Origin of the sequence: Photorhabdus khanii NC19 (assembly GCF_000517265.1) — a bacterium.
GTDB classification, from domain to species: Bacteria; Pseudomonadota; Gammaproteobacteria; order Enterobacterales; family Enterobacteriaceae; genus Photorhabdus; species Photorhabdus khanii.
Genome location: NZ_AYSJ01000012.1, coordinates 20,485 through 44,206, shown reverse-complemented (window position 1 = coordinate 44,206; position 23,722 = coordinate 20,485). Strand labels below are relative to the sequence as shown.

Annotated in this window: 16 protein-coding genes and 1 pseudogene (1 of these 17 cut by a window edge); 8 read left to right on the top strand and 9 right to left on the bottom strand. The window is 40.3% G+C overall.

Going from position 1 to position 23,722, the window contains the following annotated elements:
• The 7 genes and pseudogenes from PTE_RS27265 to eptB all read right to left on the bottom strand — a co-directional run.
• Positions 1-316 (bottom strand): annotated as a pseudogene (locus PTE_RS27265) (carotenoid oxygenase family protein) (its annotated part extends 107 nt beyond the left edge of the window); the annotation flags it as partial.
• A gap of 63 nt (positions 317-379) precedes the next feature.
• Positions 380-793: a carotenoid oxygenase family protein gene (locus tag PTE_RS11880; RefSeq protein ID WP_425339430.1), complete on the bottom strand. Its 414-nt coding sequence runs from the start codon at positions 791-793 to the stop codon at positions 380-382.
• 509 nt (positions 794-1,302) lie between these two features.
• On the bottom strand, positions 1,303-2,412 hold the full coding sequence (locus tag PTE_RS11875) for an S-(hydroxymethyl)glutathione dehydrogenase/class III alcohol dehydrogenase (RefSeq protein WP_036846699.1): 1,110 nt from the start codon (positions 2,410-2,412) through the stop codon (positions 1,303-1,305).
• Positions 2,413-2,508: 96 nt separating this feature from the next.
• The gene (locus tag PTE_RS11870; RefSeq protein ID WP_036846697.1) at positions 2,509-2,841 is read right to left on the bottom strand and encodes a hypothetical protein; all 333 of its coding nucleotides are present in this window, start codon (positions 2,839-2,841) and stop codon (positions 2,509-2,511) included.
• A gap of 575 nt (positions 2,842-3,416) precedes the next feature.
• A complete protein-coding gene (locus PTE_RS11865) occupies positions 3,417-5,237 on the bottom strand; it encodes a nuclease domain-containing protein (RefSeq protein ID WP_036846696.1) in 1,821 nt (606 codons plus the stop codon).
• Positions 5,234-7,759, bottom strand: coding sequence for an AAA family ATPase (locus tag PTE_RS11860; protein ID WP_036846695.1), 2,526 nt, complete (start codon positions 7,757-7,759; stop codon positions 5,234-5,236). Before PTE_RS11860 ends, PTE_RS11865 begins: the two co-directional genes overlap by 4 nt.
• A gap of 239 nt (positions 7,760-7,998) precedes the next feature.
• Positions 7,999-9,663 (bottom strand): kdo(2)-lipid A phosphoethanolamine 7''-transferase, encoded by a 1,665-nt coding sequence (eptB, locus tag PTE_RS11855; RefSeq protein WP_036846692.1) that lies wholly within the window; start codon positions 9,661-9,663, stop codon positions 7,999-8,001.
• A gap of 263 nt (positions 9,664-9,926) precedes the next feature.
• Between eptB and PTE_RS11850 the strand changes: the two genes are divergently transcribed.
• From PTE_RS11850 to PTE_RS11830, 5 genes are all read left to right on the top strand, one after another.
• Entirely contained in the window at positions 9,927-10,679 is a 753-nt protein-coding gene (locus PTE_RS11850) for a sulfite exporter TauE/SafE family protein (RefSeq protein ID WP_036846689.1), read from the top strand.
• Positions 10,680-10,790: 111 nt separating this feature from the next.
• Positions 10,791-11,963 carry an MFS transporter gene (locus tag PTE_RS11845; RefSeq protein WP_036846688.1) on the top strand — a complete coding sequence of 391 codons (1,173 nt, stop codon included), beginning with the start codon at positions 10,791-10,793 and terminating at the stop codon, positions 11,961-11,963.
• A gap of 228 nt (positions 11,964-12,191) precedes the next feature.
• Positions 12,192-12,647 carry a type II toxin-antitoxin system PemK/MazF family toxin gene (locus PTE_RS11840; protein ID WP_036846687.1) on the top strand — a complete coding sequence of 152 codons (456 nt, stop codon included), beginning with the start codon at positions 12,192-12,194 and terminating at the stop codon, positions 12,645-12,647.
• Positions 12,648-13,294: 647 nt separating this feature from the next.
• Entirely contained in the window at positions 13,295-14,641 is a 1,347-nt protein-coding gene (locus tag PTE_RS11835) for an NCS2 family permease (protein ID WP_036846815.1), read from the top strand.
• Between the two features lie 271 nt (positions 14,642-14,912).
• Complete coding sequence (locus PTE_RS11830) at positions 14,913-16,562, top strand: Na+/H+ antiporter (RefSeq protein ID WP_036846686.1); 1,650 nt, start codon at positions 14,913-14,915, stop codon at positions 16,560-16,562.
• Between the two features lie 203 nt (positions 16,563-16,765).
• Here the strand turns inward: PTE_RS11830 and metR are convergent, their stop codons facing one another.
• Positions 16,766-17,722 (bottom strand): HTH-type transcriptional regulator MetR, encoded by a 957-nt coding sequence (gene metR, locus PTE_RS11825; RefSeq protein ID WP_036846684.1) that lies wholly within the window; start codon positions 17,720-17,722, stop codon positions 16,766-16,768.
• Between the two features lie 108 nt (positions 17,723-17,830).
• On the opposite strand from metR, the gene metE reads away from it, so the two are divergent.
• A complete protein-coding gene (metE, locus tag PTE_RS11820) occupies positions 17,831-20,107 on the top strand; it encodes a 5-methyltetrahydropteroyltriglutamate--homocysteine S-methyltransferase (protein WP_036846683.1) in 2,277 nt (758 codons plus the stop codon).
• Positions 20,108-20,348: 241 nt separating this feature from the next.
• The gene (locus PTE_RS11815; protein WP_036846681.1) at positions 20,349-21,200 is read left to right on the top strand and encodes an intradiol ring-cleavage dioxygenase; all 852 of its coding nucleotides are present in this window, start codon (positions 20,349-20,351) and stop codon (positions 21,198-21,200) included.
• Between the two features lie 369 nt (positions 21,201-21,569).
• On the opposite strand, the gene pcp is transcribed toward PTE_RS11815, so the two are convergent.
• On the bottom strand, positions 21,570-22,226 hold the full coding sequence (gene pcp, locus PTE_RS11810) for a pyroglutamyl-peptidase I (RefSeq protein WP_036846680.1): 657 nt from the start codon (positions 22,224-22,226) through the stop codon (positions 21,570-21,572).
• A gap of 697 nt (positions 22,227-22,923) precedes the next feature.
• On the opposite strand from pcp, the gene udp reads away from it, so the two are divergent.
• A complete protein-coding gene (udp, locus tag PTE_RS11805) occupies positions 22,924-23,679 on the top strand; it encodes a uridine phosphorylase (RefSeq protein WP_036846679.1) in 756 nt (251 codons plus the stop codon).
• Positions 23,680-23,722: the final 43 nt, after the last annotated feature.

Here is a 23,722-nt window from a genome sequence, read left to right as displayed (position 1 = left end):
TTTCCTCAGNGGGAANNAAGGTTTTCCCGCCCTTTTCACTTTNAANNNAATTNNANGANGCANGGATGCTNTCATTNCCAATTATNTTTNTCNACTTAAGATTTATNTGCGGCCCACCTAAAAAAAACAAAAAATAATTCTTTGTCATTATAAAATCGTGAATTAATTGCCTTTTCTTAAGCGGAANGTTGAGTATGACAGTCATGTCACCGGCACTGTNTATTTTGTATAGTGTCAACTTAGTTCGAATACCATAGGTCACACCAAATCCATATAAATTATCATTATCTGGTATTTTTCTAGGATGTGCGGTAAAGGGTACTTCACGAAGGTTTAGTTTGGGAAGAAAAGAAAATCGTGCTCTTAGCTTCCAAAAAAATCATATCTGAAATGTCAAGAGNACTATCGGATTAATTAAATGTGGCATCCCTCCTTCCCACAACGCCAGAAGTTTATGAGAATGATACACAATATTTGTATTTGCCGGATTTTTAATAATAAAAAACCTCATCCTGAGTTTTAGTTTTCTGGGGATGGTTCCAACTGAGCGATATAGTAACCTTTGAGCTTCTTCCTCTCTTAAGTATTCCTTTGTTAACACATGTCTGTTTCTATAGAATACCCCATTATCACTGAACGTTACTTTAAATATCATCCCATCCCCATCAAATGGATGATTATAATATTCGTCTCCCCTGTGCAGGCGACCGGGACCAATTCTAAAGAAAGTACCTTTTAACTCTGAAGGAACTTCCCCTTCAACAGGAACTAATTTTGAATCAAGTTCCTCCAACTGAGATTGAAAGGGATTAAGATGGTTTTTCGAGAATACAAAATCGCTCAAGTCTTCACCTCTATATTTCCAACCGAATAATAAGTAATGATTTAATACCGGAGCTCTACAATAAGATATAACTATATTAAAATAACAGTACTGTGCTGAAGATGAACAGTACTATTTTTTTTCAAATGGATTTTTATAACTGAAATCACAAAAAAGAATCTTGCTATGAACAACAACACACCTTTTGTACGAGCGTGGTGATAGGCACAACAACTTTCTGATGTTCAGTCTGAGGAGGAAGATAGACAGCAAAAGTCATGGTGCAGCCAAGTATGGCTGATTCGTGCTGATAAAACATCCTGCCATCCCCAAAATAAGCGTGGCGTTCAATCCTCTCTATTCTTTTTCCTCTCTGTAAAACCTACGGATTCATTCATTTTACGGTGAACCCGGCCAGCGTTTTCTGTTTTGTTAAAAACCGTCTGTCACAGCACGGTTTTTAACTCCCGCAAAACAACTTAGTAATGGATGACTGTACGAATAGATTTTCCTTCATGCATCAGCTCGAAGGCTTCATTGATGCGCTCGAGCGGTAAGGTGTGAGTAACAAAAGGTTTTAATTCAATTTTACCTTTCATTGCTTCTTCCACCATGTCAGGCAATTGACTGCGGCCTTTAACGCCACCAAAGGCGGTGCCTCGCCACGAACGGCCGGTGACCAGTTGGAATGGTCGGGTTGCGATTTCTTGTCCTGCACCCGCCACCCCAATAATCACTGATTGCCCCCAGCCACGGTGTGCACTTTCGAGCGCGGCACGCATAACATTGACATTACCAATACACTCGAAAGTATGATCCACTCCCCACTCCGTCATTTCGATGATGACCTGCTGAATAGGCTTGTTGTAATCATTCGGGTTCAGGCAATCGGTTGCGCCGAACTGTCTGGCCAGCTCAAATTTTGCTGGATTTGTATCGATGGCGATGCTCCTGCCCGCTTTTGCCTGACGAGCTCCCTGGAGTACAGCAAGGCCAATGCCGCCGAGCCCAAAGACGGCGACAGAGTCACCAGGTTGCACTTTAGCGGTATTGTGCACTGCACCGATGCCGGTTGTGACACCACAGCCCAGCAAGCACACTTCTTCATGGTTTGCTTCCGGGTTGATTTTTGCCAGTGATACTTCGGCCACGACTGTGTATTCGCTGAATGTGGAACATCCCATATAGTGGTAAATAGGCTGTCCTTGGTAGGAAAAACGGGTTGTGCCATCCGGCATTACACCTTTCCCTTGAGTTGCTCGTACGGCCACACACAGGTTGGTTTTTTCGGATTTGCAGAACAGGCACTCTCCGCATTCTGCGGTATAAAGAGGGATAACGTGGTCACCGGGTTTGACGCTGGTGACGCCTTCTCCAACTTCAACGACTACGCCTGCGCCTTCATGCCCGAGTACGGCAGGAAAAATGCCTTCCGGATCATCCCCTGACAGGCTAAAGGCATCTGTATGACACACACCGGTATGGCTGATTTTGATCAGCACTTCACCGGCTTGGGGTGGGGCAACATCGATTTCAACGATTTCAAGGGGGCGGCTCGGCCCGAATGCAACAGCGGCTCGTGATTTCATATTTCTCCTTAATGCATAACCGCTCTAGGATTTACCGTAGGCAGAAAAAGTAAAGCTTTAGCTTATAAGGCCCTGCTTTTGCAGGACCTATATGTATTACTGTATAACATCGATCAAGCCAAGATCATTATTTAATGTTGTACCACTGATCATATAGTTGGCAATTGCTTGATTTCCTTTTTCGTATAAAAAAACTTGATGAGCTTCATTATCACGCCCCCATACTACAAACACATGCATATAAACTGTCGCTCCATCAGGAACCCCAAGATCGCCTGGATCAATAGTCTTTGTTACTCCAAGAGTAATATCATCACTTTGTTTACTTAGAAATTTTTCACCGTTGGCATCAATATAACTAAATTGGATTCTAGCAACAAATCCGCCTGAGTTTTTAAGGCTCATTTGCCCAATCTTTTGATATTCCATAATAATTTCCTCTTAAGAAAAGTATTGATAACATTTAGATATTCAACTACACAAATCGTCCAAGATTTATAAATAAAAATAAATCTTAGTAGGTGAAAATAAATAACATCTTAAAACAACCAGGGCAAATAAATATTATATGTGTTTTTGGAGTGACAGAGTTATCATGATAAACATCAAGAATATATGGTTTTTTTGTTTTTATTTTTTTGAGATATTTAATATAGTTGCTGTTTTTTCTTTGAAATATAATCCGGTGAGATATCTGTTTTTTTATTATATAATAACACTTTTACTGTTTTTATATTGTTCTTATAATTATCTTATATTGTTTTGATTGAGAATAATTTCAATTTATAATGTTTTCTTGTTGAGGGATTAAAATTAAATTTTAATCCAAAAAATAAATATTTGTTTCCTGGATGCTTTCCTAATCAGCGTGGAATACTTCATTATCTGTAAACATAAGATCATAGTAACAAGAATATAAGGATTTAATTAAAATAAAATTTTTATATTATTAATGTCTGTTATATCATTGTAATTATTTTATTAAATCCATTATTTTAACGAAATTAGGACTTATTCTTTTTATCCATAATTTTTTTAAGTGCAATAAAGTGTTCGATTAATATATTCTTTTCATTAGGTTTAACTGAAATAGCAATTGATTGTGGTAAAACTGGAAACTGACCATTGATACAATGCTGTGGAGCAACTGATCTAACAACGGTTTCTTCAGAATTGTGTGCGAATAGAATAAAAAGCATTTTTACCGGAGACATTCCTAATGCCATATTTTCATTAACCTGATGTATATTAAGTAAATATTTTCTTGTTAATTCATCAATATCATGTTCTTTTATTGTTTTTGCATCTTTATATTTTGCATCAAGTATTATAATTAGTGGGTTTTTCCAACTTTTTGAGTTTACTTTCATGATAAAATCAGGGCAAAAATGGTGTTTTCCGTATTTATTAGAATCAATGTTATTACTCGTATTAACAAGATCTCCTTTTTTACTATGGGTGCTTAAAGGGAAAATTTTTGCTTCATAAAATAATTCAATATCGTAGTTTTCATTTTTAAATAAGAAATAATTATTAATTTCATTTGTTGGTCTTTCTATTTTTACGCCACCGAAAGGTAATTCTTCCGAATGAAGTCTATAATTCTGTTCAATAAGCTGAACTTTATAACTTTCTTGAATAATCTCATGTAATAAAATCAATACGGTAGTTTCATAAACTATTGAGAGGTTCTTTAATCCTGAAAAAAGTTCTTTGCCAATGAAAGAAGGTGTTGGCGCATGGTGATATTGCTCAATCAGATAAAAGGTTTTTCTGTAATGATTATGTTTAGCAACATAAGGTGTGACTTTAGGAACGATACCTATTGACGCTGTTGAGGGTATTTTTTTATTAAACAATAATCTTGTTTTTTCTAAAGTGCTAATTAAATTTTCAATTTTTTTGGCTTTGTTTATTAAGGCTAAATCTGCATATTTTGACATTGTATGGTTAAATTGGATAAATTCATTTGTTTCTAAAGATTGGATTTTATCTTTAGGAGAAATCAGTGATTCTTTAAACATCATCAGGAAGACATTAGCTTGTTTTAGAAAAGCGTGGACGACTTTGTTTTCGTAAATATCTGTATTCTCTTTTAGTGTTTCTTTAGGAAGTTCATTGAAAGAATATCCCCTGTTATTATAGAATATGTTGGCGTCTTCATTATTTGCAGGAGATAATTGGTCAAGATTGTATAATGCCCACATAATTGAATCTGGGCCGGTTGGCTGCCCTTGTTTTGATAGAATGAGTTTTGGTTCTAAAGCGTGCCTATGTTCTATAATAAATAAGGGCAAATGTTGCGTCAAATAATTAACTGTTTCTTTTATTATTTCTAATTTATTGAAGTTAAAAATATTATCTTCATCAAATGATGCAGTTTTTCTGCTTTTTGAAAAACAAATGGAAACAATATCCTCTAAGTTTTCGGTTAAATATTCTAGCATAATGTTTGCTAGGGTGGCATTTTCTCGTCTTGCCAAAATATCAAAGGTAACACTATATATAGGCGCATATTGGGTTCCTATATATAGAGAAACTTGGCTTTCCCCAAAAAAATTATAAAAATATCTTGAACGATGTGAATTTAGTGGTTCTATTGATGTATATATTTTTTCACTATTTTCATAGTGAGAAAAAATTAATTCCAGAGATGTATCTCCTATGATTATTATAGGAATGCCATTTTTCTCAATATCATCCTCCGATAAAGAAACTTGAAACAGAATATGATCTAATTCTGTAATTTTATATTTGTTGTTGATTCTGAGATCAACAACTTCTCCATCAGAAATTGAATTGATAAACATTTCCCAACGGATCATATATTGGCCCCATAACAAAACATATTTTGGTTTCCGGTGCTAATAATTCTTCTCAGCAGTTTATGTGAGCGTTCCATTTCGTCAGGTAAATTATCTAACAAGGTATTTAATCGATTACCAAAATTCTGTCCATAGCCGTTTAAGAGAGGTAATATATGTTGAGCTACAGCGTAATCTAATGCTTTGTATTTACTTTCGATATACATCATTGGGCCAGCCACATTATGGTATGAGCGAATAGCTTTTATTTTTCGATATGAAACAATAACGGGAGTTCCGAATTCTGGGTTATCATCACGTAAAGTTTCGATTATTAATTGCAGAATTCGCTCAATATCTGGTGTCATTTCTAAAGATCTTGGAAGGAAAATATCAATGAATTTATTTCCGGTAATTGGGGAAATGTTTAAATCTTTATGGGTATCTGATTTTACTACACTCAAATCATAGTCTTGTTCAAAATCATCAAAATTGATTATAGCAGCCCTGTCTAACAATCTGGGAGTAAGGGATTGAACAGATTCGTCTTGATTGATCGTGCCTAAAAAACGTAAATAGGTGGGTACCTGAAAATGTTGTTCCTCTGGATTACCGGTTAAAATTATTCGCTTAGACTCAGGATCGGCCATTTCAAGGAATGGGCTGAAGTAGTGTTCCGGTTGTGAAAGGTTAAACTCATCAAGTAAAACAATAGCCGGAGCGGCTGATTCAATTTTCTCTTTCATTTCGTAATGAAGGTGTCTAATTAAATCAAACAACCCAGTAGCGGAAGGTATAAAGGATTGGGATAAGGCATTATAGAAACCTAATACATCTCTTGATGAAGTCCAACCTCGCGCAACAGGAATATTTAATAAGCGATTTTGTAGCCCCAGGCTAGCTGCGAGTATTTTTGCCAGCGATGTTTTCCCTGTTCCCGGTAATCCGCTAAATAATGTAAACTGACATTGTGCTATTGTTGTCAGAATATTTGCAACGGTATAATAATCTGTTTTACGGCCTCGATTATTTAAAGCATCAAGGACGCTATTGATGAGATTTTCACGGGTATCTTCATCACTTTCAGTTGCTGAAATTTTCCTTGTTATGACATTATAATCCAATGAGCTAAATACTGCTTTTGGCTTTAAACCACATAAAGCATCCACATCGGGTTTAAGCTGAACTAACCGGCTGGTTAATACTTCATTACTTTCTCTCAGTTTTTTCGCAACATCTTCAACCTGCTCTTCCATCTGCCTTTTTCTGTCTCTATATCTGTCCCGTTCACGTTCCAGATCATCTATTTCATTTTTTAAGTCCTCGATTTTTTTAAAACGACTATGTTTTTCTTCTAAGACTTTGACTTCTGCGGTTAGAGTATCTAATTCTTTACGTCGGGAAGATAGTTTCTGTTCAATCTTATTTTTTTCTTCTGTCGTAATAGTGATTGTTGATATCTGGCCACCATTGAATTGAAATAGCTCTCTTGCTCGCAGCATTTTGCGGATATCAGCTTCTACTTGCTCTTTTTTATTGACTAATGCATTAAATGCTTGCTGCTGATTTAATTTATCTTCTTGTAATTTCTTTAAAAAAGATTGTTTCTCTTCCCGAAAATATTCTTCTTTATTCTCGTCGATATATTTTTTTAAAATTTCTCTTCCTTTATCAATTGAAAGAAAACTATCCATTAAATCTTTCCTGGTATTATCCCAATTTTCCGCCATTTCTAAATTTTGAAATAGCCTATTAAATCTTTCAGGGAAAGTTCTGAATTCTTGTGAGGAAGTATAGCATTTACGAATTTGTGCTATTGTTCCTTTGTTGAAGCTTCTTATTTCAGAATTTTGTGCAATTCTATTTCCATAGGTTGAAATGATTTGATCATTAGTTATATAATCGATGGTGTCATCTATGTTTTCAAATATTCTTTTTATATTACATAAGAAAGTCATATGTGAATGATTATTTTGTGATAAATATGCGATACATTTCTGGATGCCTATTTTTCCAATATGAAATTGCTGGATTTTATTTAATGGAGTACTTATGGGTTTTAAATGTAAAATATGTTGGTTTGTTGCTGGATCTATCTCATCAACATAATCGAAAGGCCCATAGATATAGCTGTTATCTTGGATTAAGATTGTTTTTGTTAAGGGTTTTTCTGTTAAAATAATAACTGCTTCGTTAACATCAGGAAATGGAAGATCGTAAACTTGGCAGGCTAAAAGCCCTTTGATGTCTTCGCAAAAGTTTGCTCTGGTGATATATTGGCAGTTCCCTTCTTTTTTTTCAAAGTTTGTTGGAACACATGTTGCTGCAAAAAGTGAGGAGCTGTACTTTTCGCGTAATTCGCTATACCCTGAAGTAACGAAAACCTGTTCAGTTTCACAAAATAAACTTTCTTTATTAATTGGTACAATTTCACCATTACTCAAAATCTCAAAATACACTCTGAGCTTCCCTAGTTGATCTTCTCTTTCGTAGGAATATCCTTTTTCTATAGTGCATAGTACTTTTCTTTCGTTTGTTTGCATCTTGTCTCTCGTTGGCTTAAGTCATGTCTGAAAATGAATCATAACATATCGTAAAATATATTCATCTATGATTTAATTTAGCTAGATATTTATAGAGTTCTTAGTTTTTCTATTGTTGAAAATATCTAACTACAATCGATAAAATGAATGACTATATTATTGATTGAAGTATAAAACGGAATAACCGAGTATTCATTTTGTAAGAAAGAGGCGATGTATTTTAGGACTGGAAATATCCCTCAATCACCGCACAGATTATTACTTGCCATAATTCCGCCGTCCGATGAGGTATAGCCGAGGCAGCCGAGAATGGTGTCATATAACTCAACATGGCGGTAGGCATTACCTGTTTTGGCCTGTGTTCTGAGGTTTTCAAAAGCCTGAGCATTATTTGGGGCATCTAGGAATTTATCTGATGCCCAAACTATCAATGGCACACGGAATTGTTCCGGTGGCGCTATATGACGTGGTGTGCCGTGTAGATGGGTATCATCGCTGATCGATTCGCCGTGGTCTGAGGTGTAAAATACCAGCGCTTTTTTATTCCGTACCTGGTCAATGACGTTTTTGATAAAGTAATCGGTGTATAAAATGCTGTTATCAAATGCGTTGATGAGCTGTGCTTTGCTACAGTTATCATCGACGTTCATGCATTCCGGCTGATATTTAGCAAAGTTGCGCGGATAACGTTGTGAATATAGATAGTGAGAACCTTTAGTATGCAAGATGACCAGATGTTTACCGCTTGGATGATGTTCCAGTGATTTTTTTAACTCATTAATCAACATCATATCGTCAACAGGCTTGCCATCGTTGCGGCTCTCAGAGGCGATCAGTTCACGAAAAGCAAAATTGTCCACTTCGGTCTTGTTATAAAACCAGACTTCACTTTGCATTGAGAAAAGTTCTGAGCTGAACCCTAATTTATGCATAACTGAGAATATGTTTTGTTCTTTCAGTGTGCGCTGGTCGTTATTTTTGGTGCCGCCTTCGCGTACAAACATACAGCGCAGGGAAAGTTTGGTGGCGGTGTCGCAGGATTCACCACGGAACGAGACCAGATTGGGTTCTTTGCTCAGAAGTGGGGTTGTATCGCGCTCATATCCCAATATTCCCATATGATCCCAACGCGCAGTTTCACCAATGATAAATATCACGTAGGTATCATTAATTCCTTGTGGAGCGACATAAGTGAACTTTTGTGTCGGATCAAACAGTTCATTCTGATTCAGATATTCATCTGTCGCAGTAGTAATATATAACCCAAGCGCAGTCAGCCAGTTAGAAGGTAAGTAAGAGTGTGCAACCACACCGCCATAGCTTGGCATATCGACATTATTGAGCACGTCGTTAGCTTTTTGCTGAGTGTTCATCCAGTCCAGCGGAACCCATACCAGTAATGCAGCCATTAGCATGATTGCCAGTGATTTTATTCGCTGGCCGGGCATTCGCAGTTGTTCAAGCAGAGTATTGTGCAAATTACCCGACCAGATAAGCAGTAATGGCAAGATACTGAGCAAAATTAGCCAGATGATAAAGTTGTAACCAACAACTTCAACGGATAAATCAATATCTGTAGTCAAGACTGAAGCAATAATGCCGTAGCCAATAACGACATTAAAGAAGGTCATGTAATAGCTGGCAGCAACCGAGAATAGAACTAATAAGCTGGCAGTAATACGGTAGAACCAGCGTCCGCCTAAAGAAAGAAGACGTAACAGAAAAAAGGTGAATAGAACAATGGCGAGAGCTTTAATGCTGCCGGTAACCAACTTAGAAGTGTGAATACCAACATGGGTTTCTTCAAAATGACGGTAAAAAACTGATAAATTGAGAAAAATACCGATATAGAGCGCCAGTAATAGCGCTTGTATGGGATGCGGCAGAGATTTTATTTTTTTCATTAGCTTGGGGAAACCTTAGTAAACTTAATTTGAGAAATGAGGCAAACCTGTAGATCATTCATTACTTAACGAATATTTGTGTCTATTTACAATTCTGGCTCCTTCATTTTTTTCCACTATCCCGTTACCAGTACATTTATACATAAGAGTATTTTGAATTGCTGTGGTTATTTTTTGCAGATTGTCCTGACAAACGACAGTAAAAGCTATTAATATTGAGACAATGATCACTCGGATTGATAACTATTTTCAGGGAAATATCAATGTTACATATACTGACATGGCCCGATCTATTTATTTGTATTTTTGCTGTTTTTTTTGCTTACCTGGTTTTTGGCATGGCTGGGTTTGGTTCTGCACTTATTGCTAGTCCGATTCTGGCGCTTTATATCCCTGTAGCGAAAATTGTTCCTCTACTTGCGTTGATAGATTTAACTGCCGCAGTGATTAATATTGTCAGAGATGGCAGAAAAGCCGAGTTTAGTGAGCTCAGGCTAATTGTTCCGTTAATGATTATCGGTAGTTTGATTGGTGCAGCCATTTTATTGATGGCTCGGCCCGATGTTCTGGTTCTGGTGTTAGGGTTATTTGTTGTTTTCTATTCATTTTATTCATTATTTTCTGGTAAAGCTTACCATCAATTCCCGGTTAAAGCGGCGATTCCGTTTGGTTTGGGTGGGGGTGTTTTCAGCGCACTGTTTGGTAGTGGTGGTTTTCTTTATGCCATCTATTTGGCCGGGCGGATACCCGATAAGGAAGCTTTCCGGATTACTCAGACGACTTTAATTGGCTTCAGTACCCTGACAAGAGTGATTATTTTCGTTGTCTTGGGTATTTATCTGGATAGTTCATTCTTGTTATTAATACTGGCATTTATCCCAGCCATGTTGTTGGGAATTTATTTTGGCCGCCAGATGACACTGAAAATTTCCAGAGAGATATTCCTGAAGTTTATCAATATCATTGTGCTGGTTTCTGGGTTAATGCTGATATATCGTTATATATTTACCCTTTGAAATAGTAACTAATAAAAATTTATTTATTTCGTATAATATCATTAACTTGTTATTTTCGATTCATTTCGCATTTATTTTCTCTGTTTTTTGCTGGAGGGTGGGCATAAGTAAATGAATAGTCGTCATTACAGAAATAGCCGTTTCTTCGCTATTTTTGCTATTACCAGTAGTATCGCTGTCATTGGTATTGTGATTGGTTTGACTATCCCGATGGTAGCGTTACGCCTGAATAGCCAGGGCATTGATGAGTTGTACATCGGTTTAATTTCTGCGGCTCCGGCGTTGGGTGTTTTGTTGAGTGCCCCGGTAGTTCAGAAAATTGTGGTCCTGATAGGTAAGAAACACGCTATGCTGATTGCGACAGTGGTTTCAGCTGTCAGTTTGCTTCCTCTGCTGAGTTCGTTATCGATGGAGTTACTTTTTCCTTTGCGGCTAATGACTGGTGCTGCTAGCGGGTTAATTATCTGTCTGGGGGAAACCTGGATTAATGAACTTTCTGAAGAGAATAAACGGGGCAGGATACTGGCCGTTTATACGACGACTTTTACTGTCAGTCAGTTGCTTGGCCCTTCTATTATCGCTTTGTATGGTGTAACAGATAAGACACCGATATTGATTTGTACTCTGATTCATTTCATCTCTGTGGTGCTTTTTTTAATGATAGATCAGAAGCAGGGCGATAAGTTGCCGAAACATGGCACAGGATCCAGTTTCTCTATTGTTCAGTTTGTGAAGGTTGCCCCGGCGATCTGTGGTGGGGTGCTGTTTTTTTCTTTTTTCGACGGCACTATTCTTTCTATATTACCCATCTACGGAATGAGTTGTGGGTATACCGAAGCGGTAGCGGCGCTGATGATAAGTACCATTCTTGCGGGTGATGCATTGATGCAAATTCCATTCGGCTGGCTGGCAGATCATATGAATCGTGTGCGTTTGTACCGAATTTGTGGAGCGGTAACGCTCGGAGCAAGTGTTTTACTGCCGTTCACGATGACACATCATTATCTTATCTGGCCTTTGCTGATTGTGTTGGGGGCGACGGCGGGGGCTATTTACACAATTGCGTTGGTACAGATTGGTCAGTATTTTTCAGGAAATGATCTGATAGTTGCTAATGCTTCTGCGGCTATGTTGTGGGGAATCGGGAGTTTGTTAGGGCCATTGCTTGCAGGTGTGGCGAGTTCAGTGGCGCCATCGGGTTTGCCTGTTTTACTTGTGGTTATTGCAGCGCTATTTTTGGTTTCGACAATGGATCGGTTTAATCCACAGAGTGAGAACGGCTGAGGTGTTCAGCCGAAGAGTGTTACAGGCGTAGAAGCTGGCTGTGAACAGCAGTTAGCATTGAGTAAACCTCATTATTACTGGGTAAATTATTGCCGTATCTTTTTTCTACATAAACTTCTGGATAGGGGATTATGCTTATTCTGCTGAAACTATGCTTAACTAAAACGAAATTTGTAAAATTGCTTAACCTATTATTCTACCTTAATTTTAATTAAAAAGGAACTTTTTGTGCCGATATCTTTTAGCCCTAAAGTCGGGGAGATCCTTGAATGTAACTACGGGAATTATCCCATTGGTAATGATGGCGCTGTTGTGGCAAATTTTTATGACGGCCACATGCCACCTGAAATGGTGAAGAACCGTCTGGTAGTGGTGCTTAATGGTAAGATAAACGGAAATGCTTGTATCGTGGTTCCTTTGTCAACAACGTGTGACGAGGATAAGCTACGGCGCGGTATGCACGTAGAAATCGCAGAGGGAATCATTGAAGGAGTAAGATATTTCGATCAGCAAACCCGCTGGGCCAAAACTGATCTCGTTCAGCAGGTAAGTCGCACGCGCCTTAGTAGGCCGCGAACTGTCCGTGGATACCTGAATCAATGCCTGCCGAGAGAACTTGTAGCAGAAATACAACGTGCGGTTATCAAATCCATCAATGCAAGCTGGGTGCTATCAGATTCTTGACTTGTTTTAAAATAATTGTTGACGATTTCGTCAAAATCCACGAGGATATAGCGGTAGCCCATTGAGGCCCTTTAAAGATTTCTTCCCCATTGAGGGACCTGCAAAGCCCAGTGAATATGCTGGGTTTTTGCCATTCTACGGCAAGTAAAACGCTAGTTAACATTTTTTCCTGATTTAGGCTTTTCTGTTAGACCCACCAAGCTTGTTCCTCACAGGTAGCATCCTTAATCCTTATGGGATATGGCGGTGACAACACTGTTTTTGGTAATTGGGATTAGGTGCTTAACATGGTTGTACTGCGGAATTTATGGTTTGAAGTGAATATGCAAGGGCGAAATTGTAAGCTTCTGTTCAAATGCCCCGTAGCGCCGTTTTATCAAGTTTTTCACGATAAAAACATGACAATAAACAGACCGCTTTTTTTGTGTTAAATAATACTGCTAGCTCTTGATTCTAACACCATGATCACTGGATAATCCCTCGCCTCAAATTCTCTCACCGTTTTTTTATTCTGAAAGCCAAACGATTGCTTTTATGGTTTGTGAAACCGATTGGTGCAATATTCATTATTGTTATTAGGTGAGGTAATCGTTTTCGTTTGGCAGAAAGCGGAGAAATACATGAATATAATGCAGGGGAACAACATGATGTCCGGCACTCAGGCACCAGCTAAATGCAAGCTGGATAAGTATTTTAAATTGACCGAACGCGGAACAACGGTACGCCGTGAAATTCTGGCAGGACTCACGACTTTCTTGGCGATGGTTTATTCAGTCATCGTTGTTCCGGGTATGCTAGGGCAGGCTGGGTTTCCTCATACTGCTATCTTTATTGCGACTTGTTTGGTTGCTGGTTTTGGCTCTTTGTTAATGGGGCTTTGGGCTAATCTGCCAATGGCAATTGGTTGTGCAATTTCACTGACTGCATTTACCGCTTTTAGTTTGGTTTTGGGGCAGCAAATCAGTATTCCGGTTGCGCTCGGTGCGGTATTCCTGATGGGCTGTTTGTTTACTGTGATTTCTGTTACCGGTATTCGTTCCTGGATTTTGCGCAATATACCCATGGGTATTGCGCATGGTGCGGGGATTGGTATTGGGCTGTTTTTGTTACTGATTGCGTCAAATGGTGTTGGTTTGGTCATTAAGAACCCGTTGGAAGGTCTGCCTGTTGCTCTGGGTTCGTTCACCTCTTTTCCGGTTGTAATGACTTTGCTTGGTCTGGCGGTTATTTTTGGCCTGGAAAAATTGAAAGTTCCAGGTGGTGTGCTGCTGGTGATTGTGGTGATTTCTGTTATCGGGCTGATTTTTGATCCTGCGGTGAAATATCAAGGATTCTTTAAAGTACCCAACCTGGGAGATGATGGCCTGTCGTTGGTTTTTAGTATGGATATTATGGGGGCTTTGCAGCCGGTTGTATTACCCAGTGTGCTGGCATTGGTAATGACCGCCGTATTTGATGCAACCGGCACAATCCGCGCAGTGGCGGGGCAAGGGAATCTGTTGGATAAGGGTGGGCAGATTATTAATGGCGGTAAAGCGCTGACTGCCGATTCTGTCAGCAGTATTTTTGCCGGTGCTATCGGTGCCTCTCCGGCTGCGGTATATATCGAATCAGCGGCGGGTACCGCAGCAGGAGGTAAAACAGGTTTAACTGCAACAGTTGTCGGTATCCTGTTCCTGTTAATTTTGTTCCTTTCTCCACTTTCATATCTGGTACCAGCGTATGCGACCGCGCCAGCCCTGATGTATGTTGGCCTGTTGATGCTGAGTAATGTCAGAAGGCTGGATTTCGATGATTTTGTTGGAGCGATGTCCGGTATGCTCTGTGCGGTCTTTATTGTTCTGACTTGCAATATTGTCACCGGTATTATGCTGGGTTTCGGTTCTTTGGTTATTGGCCGTGTCTGTTCCGGCGAATGGCGTAAGTTGAATGTTGGTACAGTCGTGATCACGATCGCTTTGGTAGTATTTTATGCTGGTGATTGGGCTATTTGATTGATTAAAAAGTGCGTAAGGTGTATCCATGCCTGCGCACTTTGCCATTTCTTGCGATTACTTTTAAATTCTCAATTATTTCACCGCTATTTATCTGATTAGTTTACAATATTCCTGCAATTCTTTTGGATACGACTCAGCATGTATCTACCTTTTTCGATTGATTCAGTTATTTTAGCATTAAGATCGATTCTCACTGTTTTTGTTTTGACGGGAAGAAAAAAGTCTCAATCTGTATATCAACGGTTCTCAGGTAAATTGTAAGGGCAACATGGAAATATTCTTTACTATTCTGATTTTGATTTTGGTGGTTTCAGTCTCTGGTGTTCTGGCTAAGGTGATTCCGTTCCGCATACCTCTGCCGTTAATGCAAATTGCAATGGGTGCATTGCTAGCCTTTCCGCATTTTGGTTTACATGTTACTTTCGATCCTGAGCTGTTTCTTGTCTTGTTAATTCCTCCTTTATTATTCGTTGATGGTTGGAAAACGCCAACCAGAGAATTTTTCCAGTACGGAAGGGAAATTTTCATACTGATGCTGGTATTGGTGCTGGTTACTGTTATCGGTATTGGTTATCTGATTTACTGGCTGATGCCAGGCATTCCATTAATTGCTGCCTTTGCCCTTGCCGCCGTGCTATCGCCAACGGATGCAGTGGCTTTATCATCGATTGTCGGAAAAGGGCGTATGCCTAAGCGCATGATGAGTGTGATGGAGGGGGAAGCGTTAATGAATGATGCTTCCGGTCTGGTGGCCTTAAAGTTCGCTGTCGCGATAGCGATGGGAACGATGGTATTTACTGTTACCGGCGCGACTATCGAATTCTTCAAAGTTGCTATCGGTGGTTTGTTATCGGGTATTGCGGTGACCTGGTTGTACAGTAAATCCTTGCGTTTGATGAACCGCTGGAGTGGTGGTGATCCGGCGACTCAAATTGTTTTCATGTTGCTGCTGCCCTTTGCTTCTTATTTGATTGCCGAACATATTGGTGTTTCCGGTATCCTTGCCGCTGTCGCTGCGGGTATGACTATCAGTAAATCTGGCGTTATCCGTAACGCGCCGTTGGCGATGCGTTTGCGGGCCGATAGTGTCTGGTCAATGCTGGAATTCGTGTTTAACGGCCTGGTATTTATCATGTTGGGCCTGCAATTACCGGAAATTTGGCAAACTTCCGTTGTACAGGCAGAACTTGATCCAACAGTTGAAACCTGGATGCTGTTTGCTGCGGTCGCAGTGATTTATGGTGCGCTTTTACTGCTGCGTTTCTGTTGGTTGTGGCTGATGAAGAATATCAGCAAAACCTTTATGAAAAAAAATCCACTGGATTTCGCTAGTTATACCACCCGTGAGCTATGGTTGGCGTCTTTTGCTGGTGTTCGTGGTGCAATCACACTTGCTGGTGTTCTGTCTGTTCCTTTGTTTCTAACGGATGGCACGCCATTCCCGGCACGTTATCAGCTTATTTTTATTGCAGCAGGTGTCATCCTGTTTTCTCTGTTAATTGGGGTTATCTCTTTGCCATTCCTGTTACGGGGAATTAAAGCTTCCGATAAGCAGGCAGATATCAGTGAAGTACGAATGGCGCGGGCAGCAATGGCAGAAGTGGCTATTGTCAGTATGAATAAGATGGAAGAACGCCTTTCAGCCAGCCCAGAAGAGCAATTGGATGCTGAGGTTATTATCGAAGTTGCTTCCAGGGTAATTGGTCATTTGCGTCGCCGTACTGTGGGGCAGGATGAGATCGAACATAACCTGCTAGTGGAAGATTTGGAGCGTCGTTTCCGTCTGACTGCGTTAAGAGCGGAACGCGGTGAGTTATATCATCTGCGTGCAACCAGAAAAATCAGCAATGAGACACTTCAGGCTTTGCTGCATGATTTGGATTTACTGGAGGCTTTACTGGTAGGGAAAGAGCACTGATCCTCTGTGATTCACGGGCTGTCACTACAATCTTGTCGATTGCGCCATTCAGCCTGATGGGTGAATATCTCACCTGTCAGGTTGATAGCCTATTTGCTGGTGTTTGCCCGTGTCTGGCTGATGGTGCCGGTTTTCCTGCCATAGATACCGGAACCTTGATAATGATGAATAATATATTGGTTCCGGTGGGATGGCTGATAAATTTACCATTGGAGGAGGTTTGGTTGTTGCGTTGTTCTGGGTTCACCAACGCTTGATCTTGAAATTCCCTTCACGAATGGCAGATTATTCATCGCGTGCTGGCGTGCGGAATGGATAAATGCGTCAATCTCCGGCTGGCGTTGTTCACCTTCCCGGACGGCAGAGTACAGCCTGCTCCATAAACCTTCTCCCAGCGTTTTCGTTACCACTAGCCCTTGCCGTTCAAATGTTTCAACAACCCAGTGTGGCAGAGCCGCGATCCCCATGCGGGCAGCAACCATTTGAATCAGTAACAGCGTGTTATCTACATTTTTCAGTGTGGGGATGACGCCGGCGGGTTGCAAGAAACGTCGCCAGATATCAAATCGTTGGCGCTGAACGGGATAGATCATCAACGTCTCATCAATTAAATCCTTTGGCTGAATGTGCAGCTTATTTGCCAGAGGATGATCTGGGGCGACAATCAATTTGACCTCATAATCAAATAGCGGTGTGTAGTGTAGATCGCTATCAGGAAGGATATCTGATGTCAGAACGACATCCAATTCCCGTTGCAGTAGTGCAGGTTGTGGATCAAAAGTGACGCCGGATTTGAAATCCACATTGACCTGTGGCCAGGTTTCACGGAAATATTTGAGTGCGGGTGTCAGCCATTGAATACAGCTATGGCATTCAATAGCGATACGCAGATTGGTCTGGCCTGGATCCTTGCATTCGCGCAGTGCGTTTTGGACCAGTGGGAGCACTTGTTCTGCCAACCGTAATAAAACTTCACCCTGTGGTGTGAAACGAAGCGGTTGACTTTTACGGATAAACAATCGGAAGCCAAGGCGGTGTTCAAGATCGCTGAATTGATGAGACAAGGCGGATTGTGTCTGATGCAAGTGATTGGCCGCTGCTGCTAATGAACCACAATGACTCAATGATTGTAATGTTTTTAAATGTTTTATTTCGATCATGAGAAACCTTCAGGATGATTATGAATAAATTGCGCTTGTGGTTTATACCTTACCTGTTGATTATGGATGTGTAAACATCTAGACGGCTAAAAATGACGGGATAATGAAATGACGATTATTAATCACACACTTGGCTTTCCACGTATCGGTTTGAAAAGAGAATTAAAAAAAGCTCAGGAAAATTATTGGGCAGGGAAAATTTCTCAGCAAGAATTATTGGAAACTGGCCGTGAGTTACGTGCCCGTCACTGGGAACAACAGAAGCAGGCTGGTGTTGATTTAGTGCCGGTTGGTGATTTCGCCTGGTATGATCATGTTCTGACTACCAGCTTATTGCTGGGTAATGTACCACCGCGTCATCAGAATGCAGATGGCACTATTGATCTGGATACACTATTCCGCATTGCCCGCGGTCGTGCACCGACTGGTGAGCCAGCCGCCGCCGCAGAAATGACTAAATGGTTTAATACTAACTACCATTATATTGTGCCGGAATTTCAGCAAGGTCAGGAATTTAAACTGAGTTGGACTCAGTTACTGGAAGAAGTGGATGAGGCTTTGGCTCTGGGTCATAAAGTGAAACCCGTTTTACTGGGACCGGTGACTTATCTGTGGTTGGGTAAAGTGAAAGGTCAGGTGTTTGATCGCCTCTCTTTACTGGAAGATATTCTTCCTGTTTATCAGCAAGTGTTAGCTGAGCTGGCTAAACGTGGTATTGAATGGGTTCAGATTGATGAACCTGCGTTGGTACTGGAATTGCCAGAAGAGTGGCTGGCAGCTTATCCGGTTGCTTATCAGGCACTTCAGGGGCAGGTTAAATTGTTGCTGACCACCTACTTCGATAGCGTTGGTCACAACCTGGAAATCATTAAATCTCTGCCTGTACAAGGGCTGCATGTGGATCTGGTTGCCGGTAAAGATGATGTTGCGCAGCTGCATGAGTCATTGCCAAAAGAGTGGCTGCTTTCCCTAGGCGTAATTAATGGCCGTAACGTATGGCGCGCTGATTTAACCGCTAAATATCAGTTGATTAAACCACTGGTAGAGAGTCGTACACTGTGGATTGGTTCATCTTGTTCTCTTCTGCACAGCCCTATCGATCTGAGTGACGAAACAGCTCTTGATGCAGAGGTGAAAAGTTGGTTTGCGTTCGCATTGCAGAAATGTGAGGAATTGGCTCTGCTGGCTGCGGCGTTGAATCAGCCAGAAGACAGTAAACAAGCAGAATTGGATGCTTACAGTGCACCAATCCGTGCCCGTCGTGAATCTAAGCGGGTGAATAATCAGACTGTTACTCATCGCCTTGCCGCTATTGAGCCACAGGATAGTGAACGTAATCAACTCTATCCGCAGCGTGCGGAAGTACAGCGTCAGCGCTATAACCTGCCATTGTGGCCAACAACAACGATTGGATCATTCCCGCAAACAACGGAAATCCGCGGCTTGCGTCTGGATTTCAAAAAAGGCCGGGTAGATGGTGCCAGCTATCGCACCAACATTTGTGAACATATCAAGCAGGCAATCAACGAACAGGAACGTTTAGGATTGGATGTATTGGTTCATGGTGAAGCGGAACGTAACGACATGGTGGAATACTTCGGTGAACACTTTGATGGCTTTGCCTTTACGCAGAATGGCTGGGTTCAGAGCTATGGCTCCCGTTGTGTTAAGCCACCAGTGATTATTGGTGATGTCAGCCGCCCTGAGGCTATCACTGTAGAGTGGGCTAAGTATGCTCAATCGCTGACGGATAAACCTGTCAAAGGGATGTTAACCGGGCCGGTGACTATCCTCTGCTGGTCATTCCCAAGGGAAGATGTCAGCCGTGAGACTATCGCTAAACAGATTGCATTGGCACTGCGTGATGAGGTGGACGATTTGCAGAAAGCTGGCATTGGTATCATCCAGATTGATGAGCCGGCATTGCGCGAAGGTTTACCTCTGCGTCGCGAAGAGTGGCAGGCATATCTCGATTGGGCTGTGGATGCATTTAAATTGAGCGCTGCAATTGCCGAAGATGACACACAGATTCACACTCATATGTGTTATTGCGAGTTTAATGACATCATGCCTTCTATTGCGGCACTGGATGCGGACGTGATTACCATTGAAACTTCCCGTTCAGATATGGAGTTGCTGGATTCATTCGAAAACTTCTCTTATCCGAATGAGATCGGACCAGGTGTTTATGATATTCATTCACCTAACGTACCTAGTGTTGAATGGATTGAAGCATTGTTACGCAAAGCGGCTGATCGTATTCCGGTTGAACGCTTGTGGGTTAATCCGGATTGTGGTCTGAAAACCCGTGGTTGGACTGAAACCCGCCAGTCACTGGCAAATATGGTACAGGCGGCGAAACGTCTCCGCGAATCAGTAAAATAACTCAATCCAGTAATTTGCCCATCACCTTTATTGGTGGTGGGCTATTTTTATAAATAATCTTTCTCTTGGGGATTCTCATCGTTTAATGGGGCATCCTCTGTAATCAAACTTTTTGTGACTTATATATATATTCCATATTGATATTGGAAAAAATACGTTTTATTAACAAAATACCCGCGACGTAACAAAATGGAAACTGTAAGCATTGTAATAGAAACTAAATAATTAAAGGGAGAATTATATGGATGTTAATAATTTGCAAGGTAAGAAAAGTAGCTCTCGAAGAGATTTTTTAAAAGGTAGCGCTGCTCTCACGGCGACGGCTGCACTTGCTCCAATTGGCCTGGCACGTGCGGAAGGAAAATTATCGTCACAGAATGGAAATGGAAATGGAAATGGAATAGGTGTGTGTACCCTTGCCCCAGAGCAGATATCAGGGCCATATTTTCGGAATAGTAAAATTGTAAGGCGGGATATTACTGATTCAGAAGCAGGAATACCTTTTTTATTAAAAGTAACTATTATGGATGAGAAAACATGTAAGCCTGTTGATAAATTATTTGTTGATATTTGGCATTGTAATAGTCGGGGGAAATATTCTGGTTGGAGTTATATAAGTCCGGATATACCACCTGAAGTCGGTGAAATATCCGGTATCAACAGAACTGATGATAAAGTTTTTCTACGAGGGGCTCAACAATCGGATAAAAATGGGGTGGTCAATTTTACCACTATTTATCCAGGGTTTTATGTTGGTAGAGCAACTCATATTCATATTGCAATTAGACAGATCAGCAAGGATATCAATGAAGAAGAGCATTTTGCTTTTGTTGGTCAAATGTATTTTCCTGAAGAAATTAATACAGAGGTCTATAAATATGATCTGTATTCAAAACGGAGGGTAATCAGAACTAAAAATCATGAGGATAATTATTTTAAAAATATGAGTGGTCATCTTTCAGAAATAAAATTAACAAAAATAGACGAATCTGATATTAATCGTGGGATACTAGGTGAGATAATTCTGTCAGTAGACTTGGAAAATATATCTAATTTTATAACTAAAGATGATTTATATTCCCATACGGTATGACCGATTTTGTTGAATAAACTAAATTTCAATATAATAACAGTCGGAATTATAAAGTAACCTATGTAAATGGCATATTGATTAATAGTTTAAAAAAATATCAAGTGCTTGATATACCTAATAGATTTCGAGCCGCAGCGCGGCGGTAAGTGAACAAATCCCCAGGAGCATAGATAACTATGTGACTGGGGTGAGTGAAAGCAGCCAACAAAGCAGCAACTTGAAAGATGAAGGGTATAAGTTACATACGGACATTGTGCAAGCACAGAGAGGATTGTCTTTGCTATTTGGTTAACATTATCCAGTAGATCGTATTTCTCTGTGCCTGTCACTTTTGTGGAGAACTTTTAACTGCGTGAACAGAATATCAAATTAATGAGTTGCACCTCCACTGATGGCGATATCCTCACTGTTTTTTAATGCTTCATCAATGGCGATTTCCAGTGCTGTTATTACTGTTTCCAGTGCCATACTCGGTGTGCCAGAGTACCGCACTGCCTGCTCAGGCAGATAAGGGATATGGATAAAACCCCCACGTATTTTAGGATTGGTGTACGTCAGATGATGCAGCAAGCCATACATGACATGATTGCAGACGAAAGTACCTGCGGTCTGTGAAATTGAAGCTGGGAGTCCTGCTTCATGTAAACCTTTGACCATTGCATTGATGGGTAACGTAGCAAAATAGGCGGCGGGACCGGTTGCTACGATTGGCGTATTGATAGGCTGGTTACCTTGATTATCAGGAATACGTGCATCGTTGATATTAATCGCCACGCGTTCCACTGTGATATTTGGTCTACCGCCCGCCTGTCCTACGGCAATTACCAAGTCAGGTTGGACGTTATCAATAGCAGCATATAAGTAAGTCAGGGAGACGTTGAATACGCATGGAAGCTGGCGTGCTTCTATGCGGGCTCCACACAATTCACGCCCTTGTAACTGCTTGACTGCTTCCCATGATGGATTAATCTTTTCATCGTCAAAAGGCTCAAAACCGGTAATCAAAACTGTTTTCTGTGTTGCCATAGGTAGTACTCCTGTATGATGGAAAGGTTCTAATATGTTTAAACAATATGTACCCTATTAAAGGGTGACGGTGATATTTATATTTGGTAATTGTTTTATTTTTGTTGAGAATATAAAGAGAATATGGTGAAAGATAAGAAATAAAATTTTATTCTTAATTTTTTTGGATAAAATACAGGTAATTTTTAAATATATTTTTCATAGGATAAAGTTATTGTGAAAGTAATTTTTATTATTGTGCTGTTGCTTGTTAATATTTATTGCTATCGATTCTCTGGATAGAAAATTTCGATGAGATAGTCATTTGTTTTTTGTCTTGACAATCAATAAATCGGGTTAGCCATTTGGATATATTTTGTTCCCGCCATTATTAAAATCATAAATATAATTAAATAATTGGCTGTTTGTTACATAATATGAGCGTATTCAGTTTAGCTTATGGCAGAAAGGAAATGCCCGGTTCTTTATTTTTGCGTTTGTGATTGCTATTTAGTCATATGTTAATTTTTGTCTTTATAATAGTTCGCTTATTTTTACTCATTTTATGATTATTTTGTGACTTACATCACAAAATAATGTACGTTTTTCTTTTTTATCTTACTTTGAAGTGATATTTATCACTAAAAGATGTCTAAATGCTCAATACAGTAGATTTCAACTAATTTCGTTATAAATTTTTCCCTTTGAGGAGTCTGATATGTCTGATGTATTTCACTTAGGTCTGACCAAAAGCGACCTGCAAGGCGCAACTTTAGCTATTGTTCCAGGCGATCCGAAACGTGTAGAAAAAATTGCAAGATTGATGGATAACCCAGTTCATCTTGCTTCTTTGCGTGAGTTCACGTCGTGGCGTGCAGAAATTGATGGTAAAGCGGTTATTATATGTTCCACGGGAATTGGTGGCCCATCAACTTCCATCGCTGTTGAAGAATTAGCACAATTGGGGGTTCGTACTTTCTTGCGTATTGGGACAACAGGTGCAATCCAGGAAAATATCAATGTTGGAGATGTGCTGGTAACCACGGCTGCTGTTCGTTTGGATGGTGCCAGCTTGCATTTTGCTCCAATGGAATTCCCGGCGGTTGCCGATTTTGACTGTACCACTGCACTGTATGAAGCCGCAAAAGATTCCGGTGTAACGACACATGTGGGTGTAACGGCCTCTTCCGATACTTTCTATCCTGGTCAGGAACGCTACGATACCTATTCCGGCCGTGTTGTGAGCCGTTTTAAAGGTTCCATGGCTGAATGGCAGGCGATGGGCGTCATGAACTATGAAATGGAATCTGCAACTTTGTTGACTATGTGTGCAAGCCAGGGGCTGCGTGCAGGTATGGTTGCCGGTGTCATTGTTAACCGTACTCAGCAGGAAATTCCTGATGTTGAGCTACTTAAGAAAACAGAAAGTAACGCATTGGGGATCATAGTCGAAGCTGCTCGCCGTTTGTTGTAAATAATACTTTTTGGGCCGGAGTATTCCGGCTCACTCTTCTTTT

Bases quoted from the DNA above. Each gene is read 5' to 3' on its own strand.
- PTE_RS11875 (WP_036846699.1), bottom strand. From the start codon at position 2,412: ATGAAATCACGAGCCGCTGTTGCATTCGGGCCGAGCCGCCCCCTTGAA.
- PTE_RS11870 (WP_036846697.1), bottom strand. From the start codon at position 2,841: ATGGAATATCAAAAGATTGGGCAAATGAGCCTTAAAAACTCAGGCGGA.
- PTE_RS11865 (WP_036846696.1), bottom strand. From the start codon at position 5,237: ATGATCCGTTGGGAAATGTTTATCAATTCAATTTCTGATGGAGAAGTT.
- PTE_RS11860 (WP_036846695.1), bottom strand. From the start codon at position 7,759: ATGCAAACAAACGAAAGAAAAGTACTATGCACTATAGAAAAAGGATAT.
- eptB (WP_036846692.1), bottom strand. From the start codon at position 9,663: ATGAAAAAAATAAAATCTCTGCCGCATCCCATACAAGCGCTATTACTG.
- PTE_RS11850 (WP_036846689.1), top strand. From the start codon at position 9,927: ATGTTACATATACTGACATGGCCCGATCTATTTATTTGTATTTTTGCT.
- PTE_RS11845 (WP_036846688.1), top strand. From the start codon at position 10,791: ATGAATAGTCGTCATTACAGAAATAGCCGTTTCTTCGCTATTTTTGCT.
- PTE_RS11835 (WP_036846815.1), top strand. From the start codon at position 13,295: ATGTCCGGCACTCAGGCACCAGCTAAATGCAAGCTGGATAAGTATTTT.
- PTE_RS11830 (WP_036846686.1), top strand. From the start codon at position 14,913: ATGGAAATATTCTTTACTATTCTGATTTTGATTTTGGTGGTTTCAGTC.
- metR (WP_036846684.1), bottom strand. From the start codon at position 17,722: ATGATCGAAATAAAACATTTAAAAACATTACAATCATTGAGTCATTGT.
- metE (WP_036846683.1), top strand. From the start codon at position 17,831: ATGACGATTATTAATCACACACTTGGCTTTCCACGTATCGGTTTGAAA.
- PTE_RS11815 (WP_036846681.1), top strand. From the start codon at position 20,349: ATGGATGTTAATAATTTGCAAGGTAAGAAAAGTAGCTCTCGAAGAGAT.
- pcp (WP_036846680.1), bottom strand. From the start codon at position 22,226: ATGGCAACACAGAAAACAGTTTTGATTACCGGTTTTGAGCCTTTTGAC.
- udp (WP_036846679.1), top strand. From the start codon at position 22,924: ATGTCTGATGTATTTCACTTAGGTCTGACCAAAAGCGACCTGCAAGGC.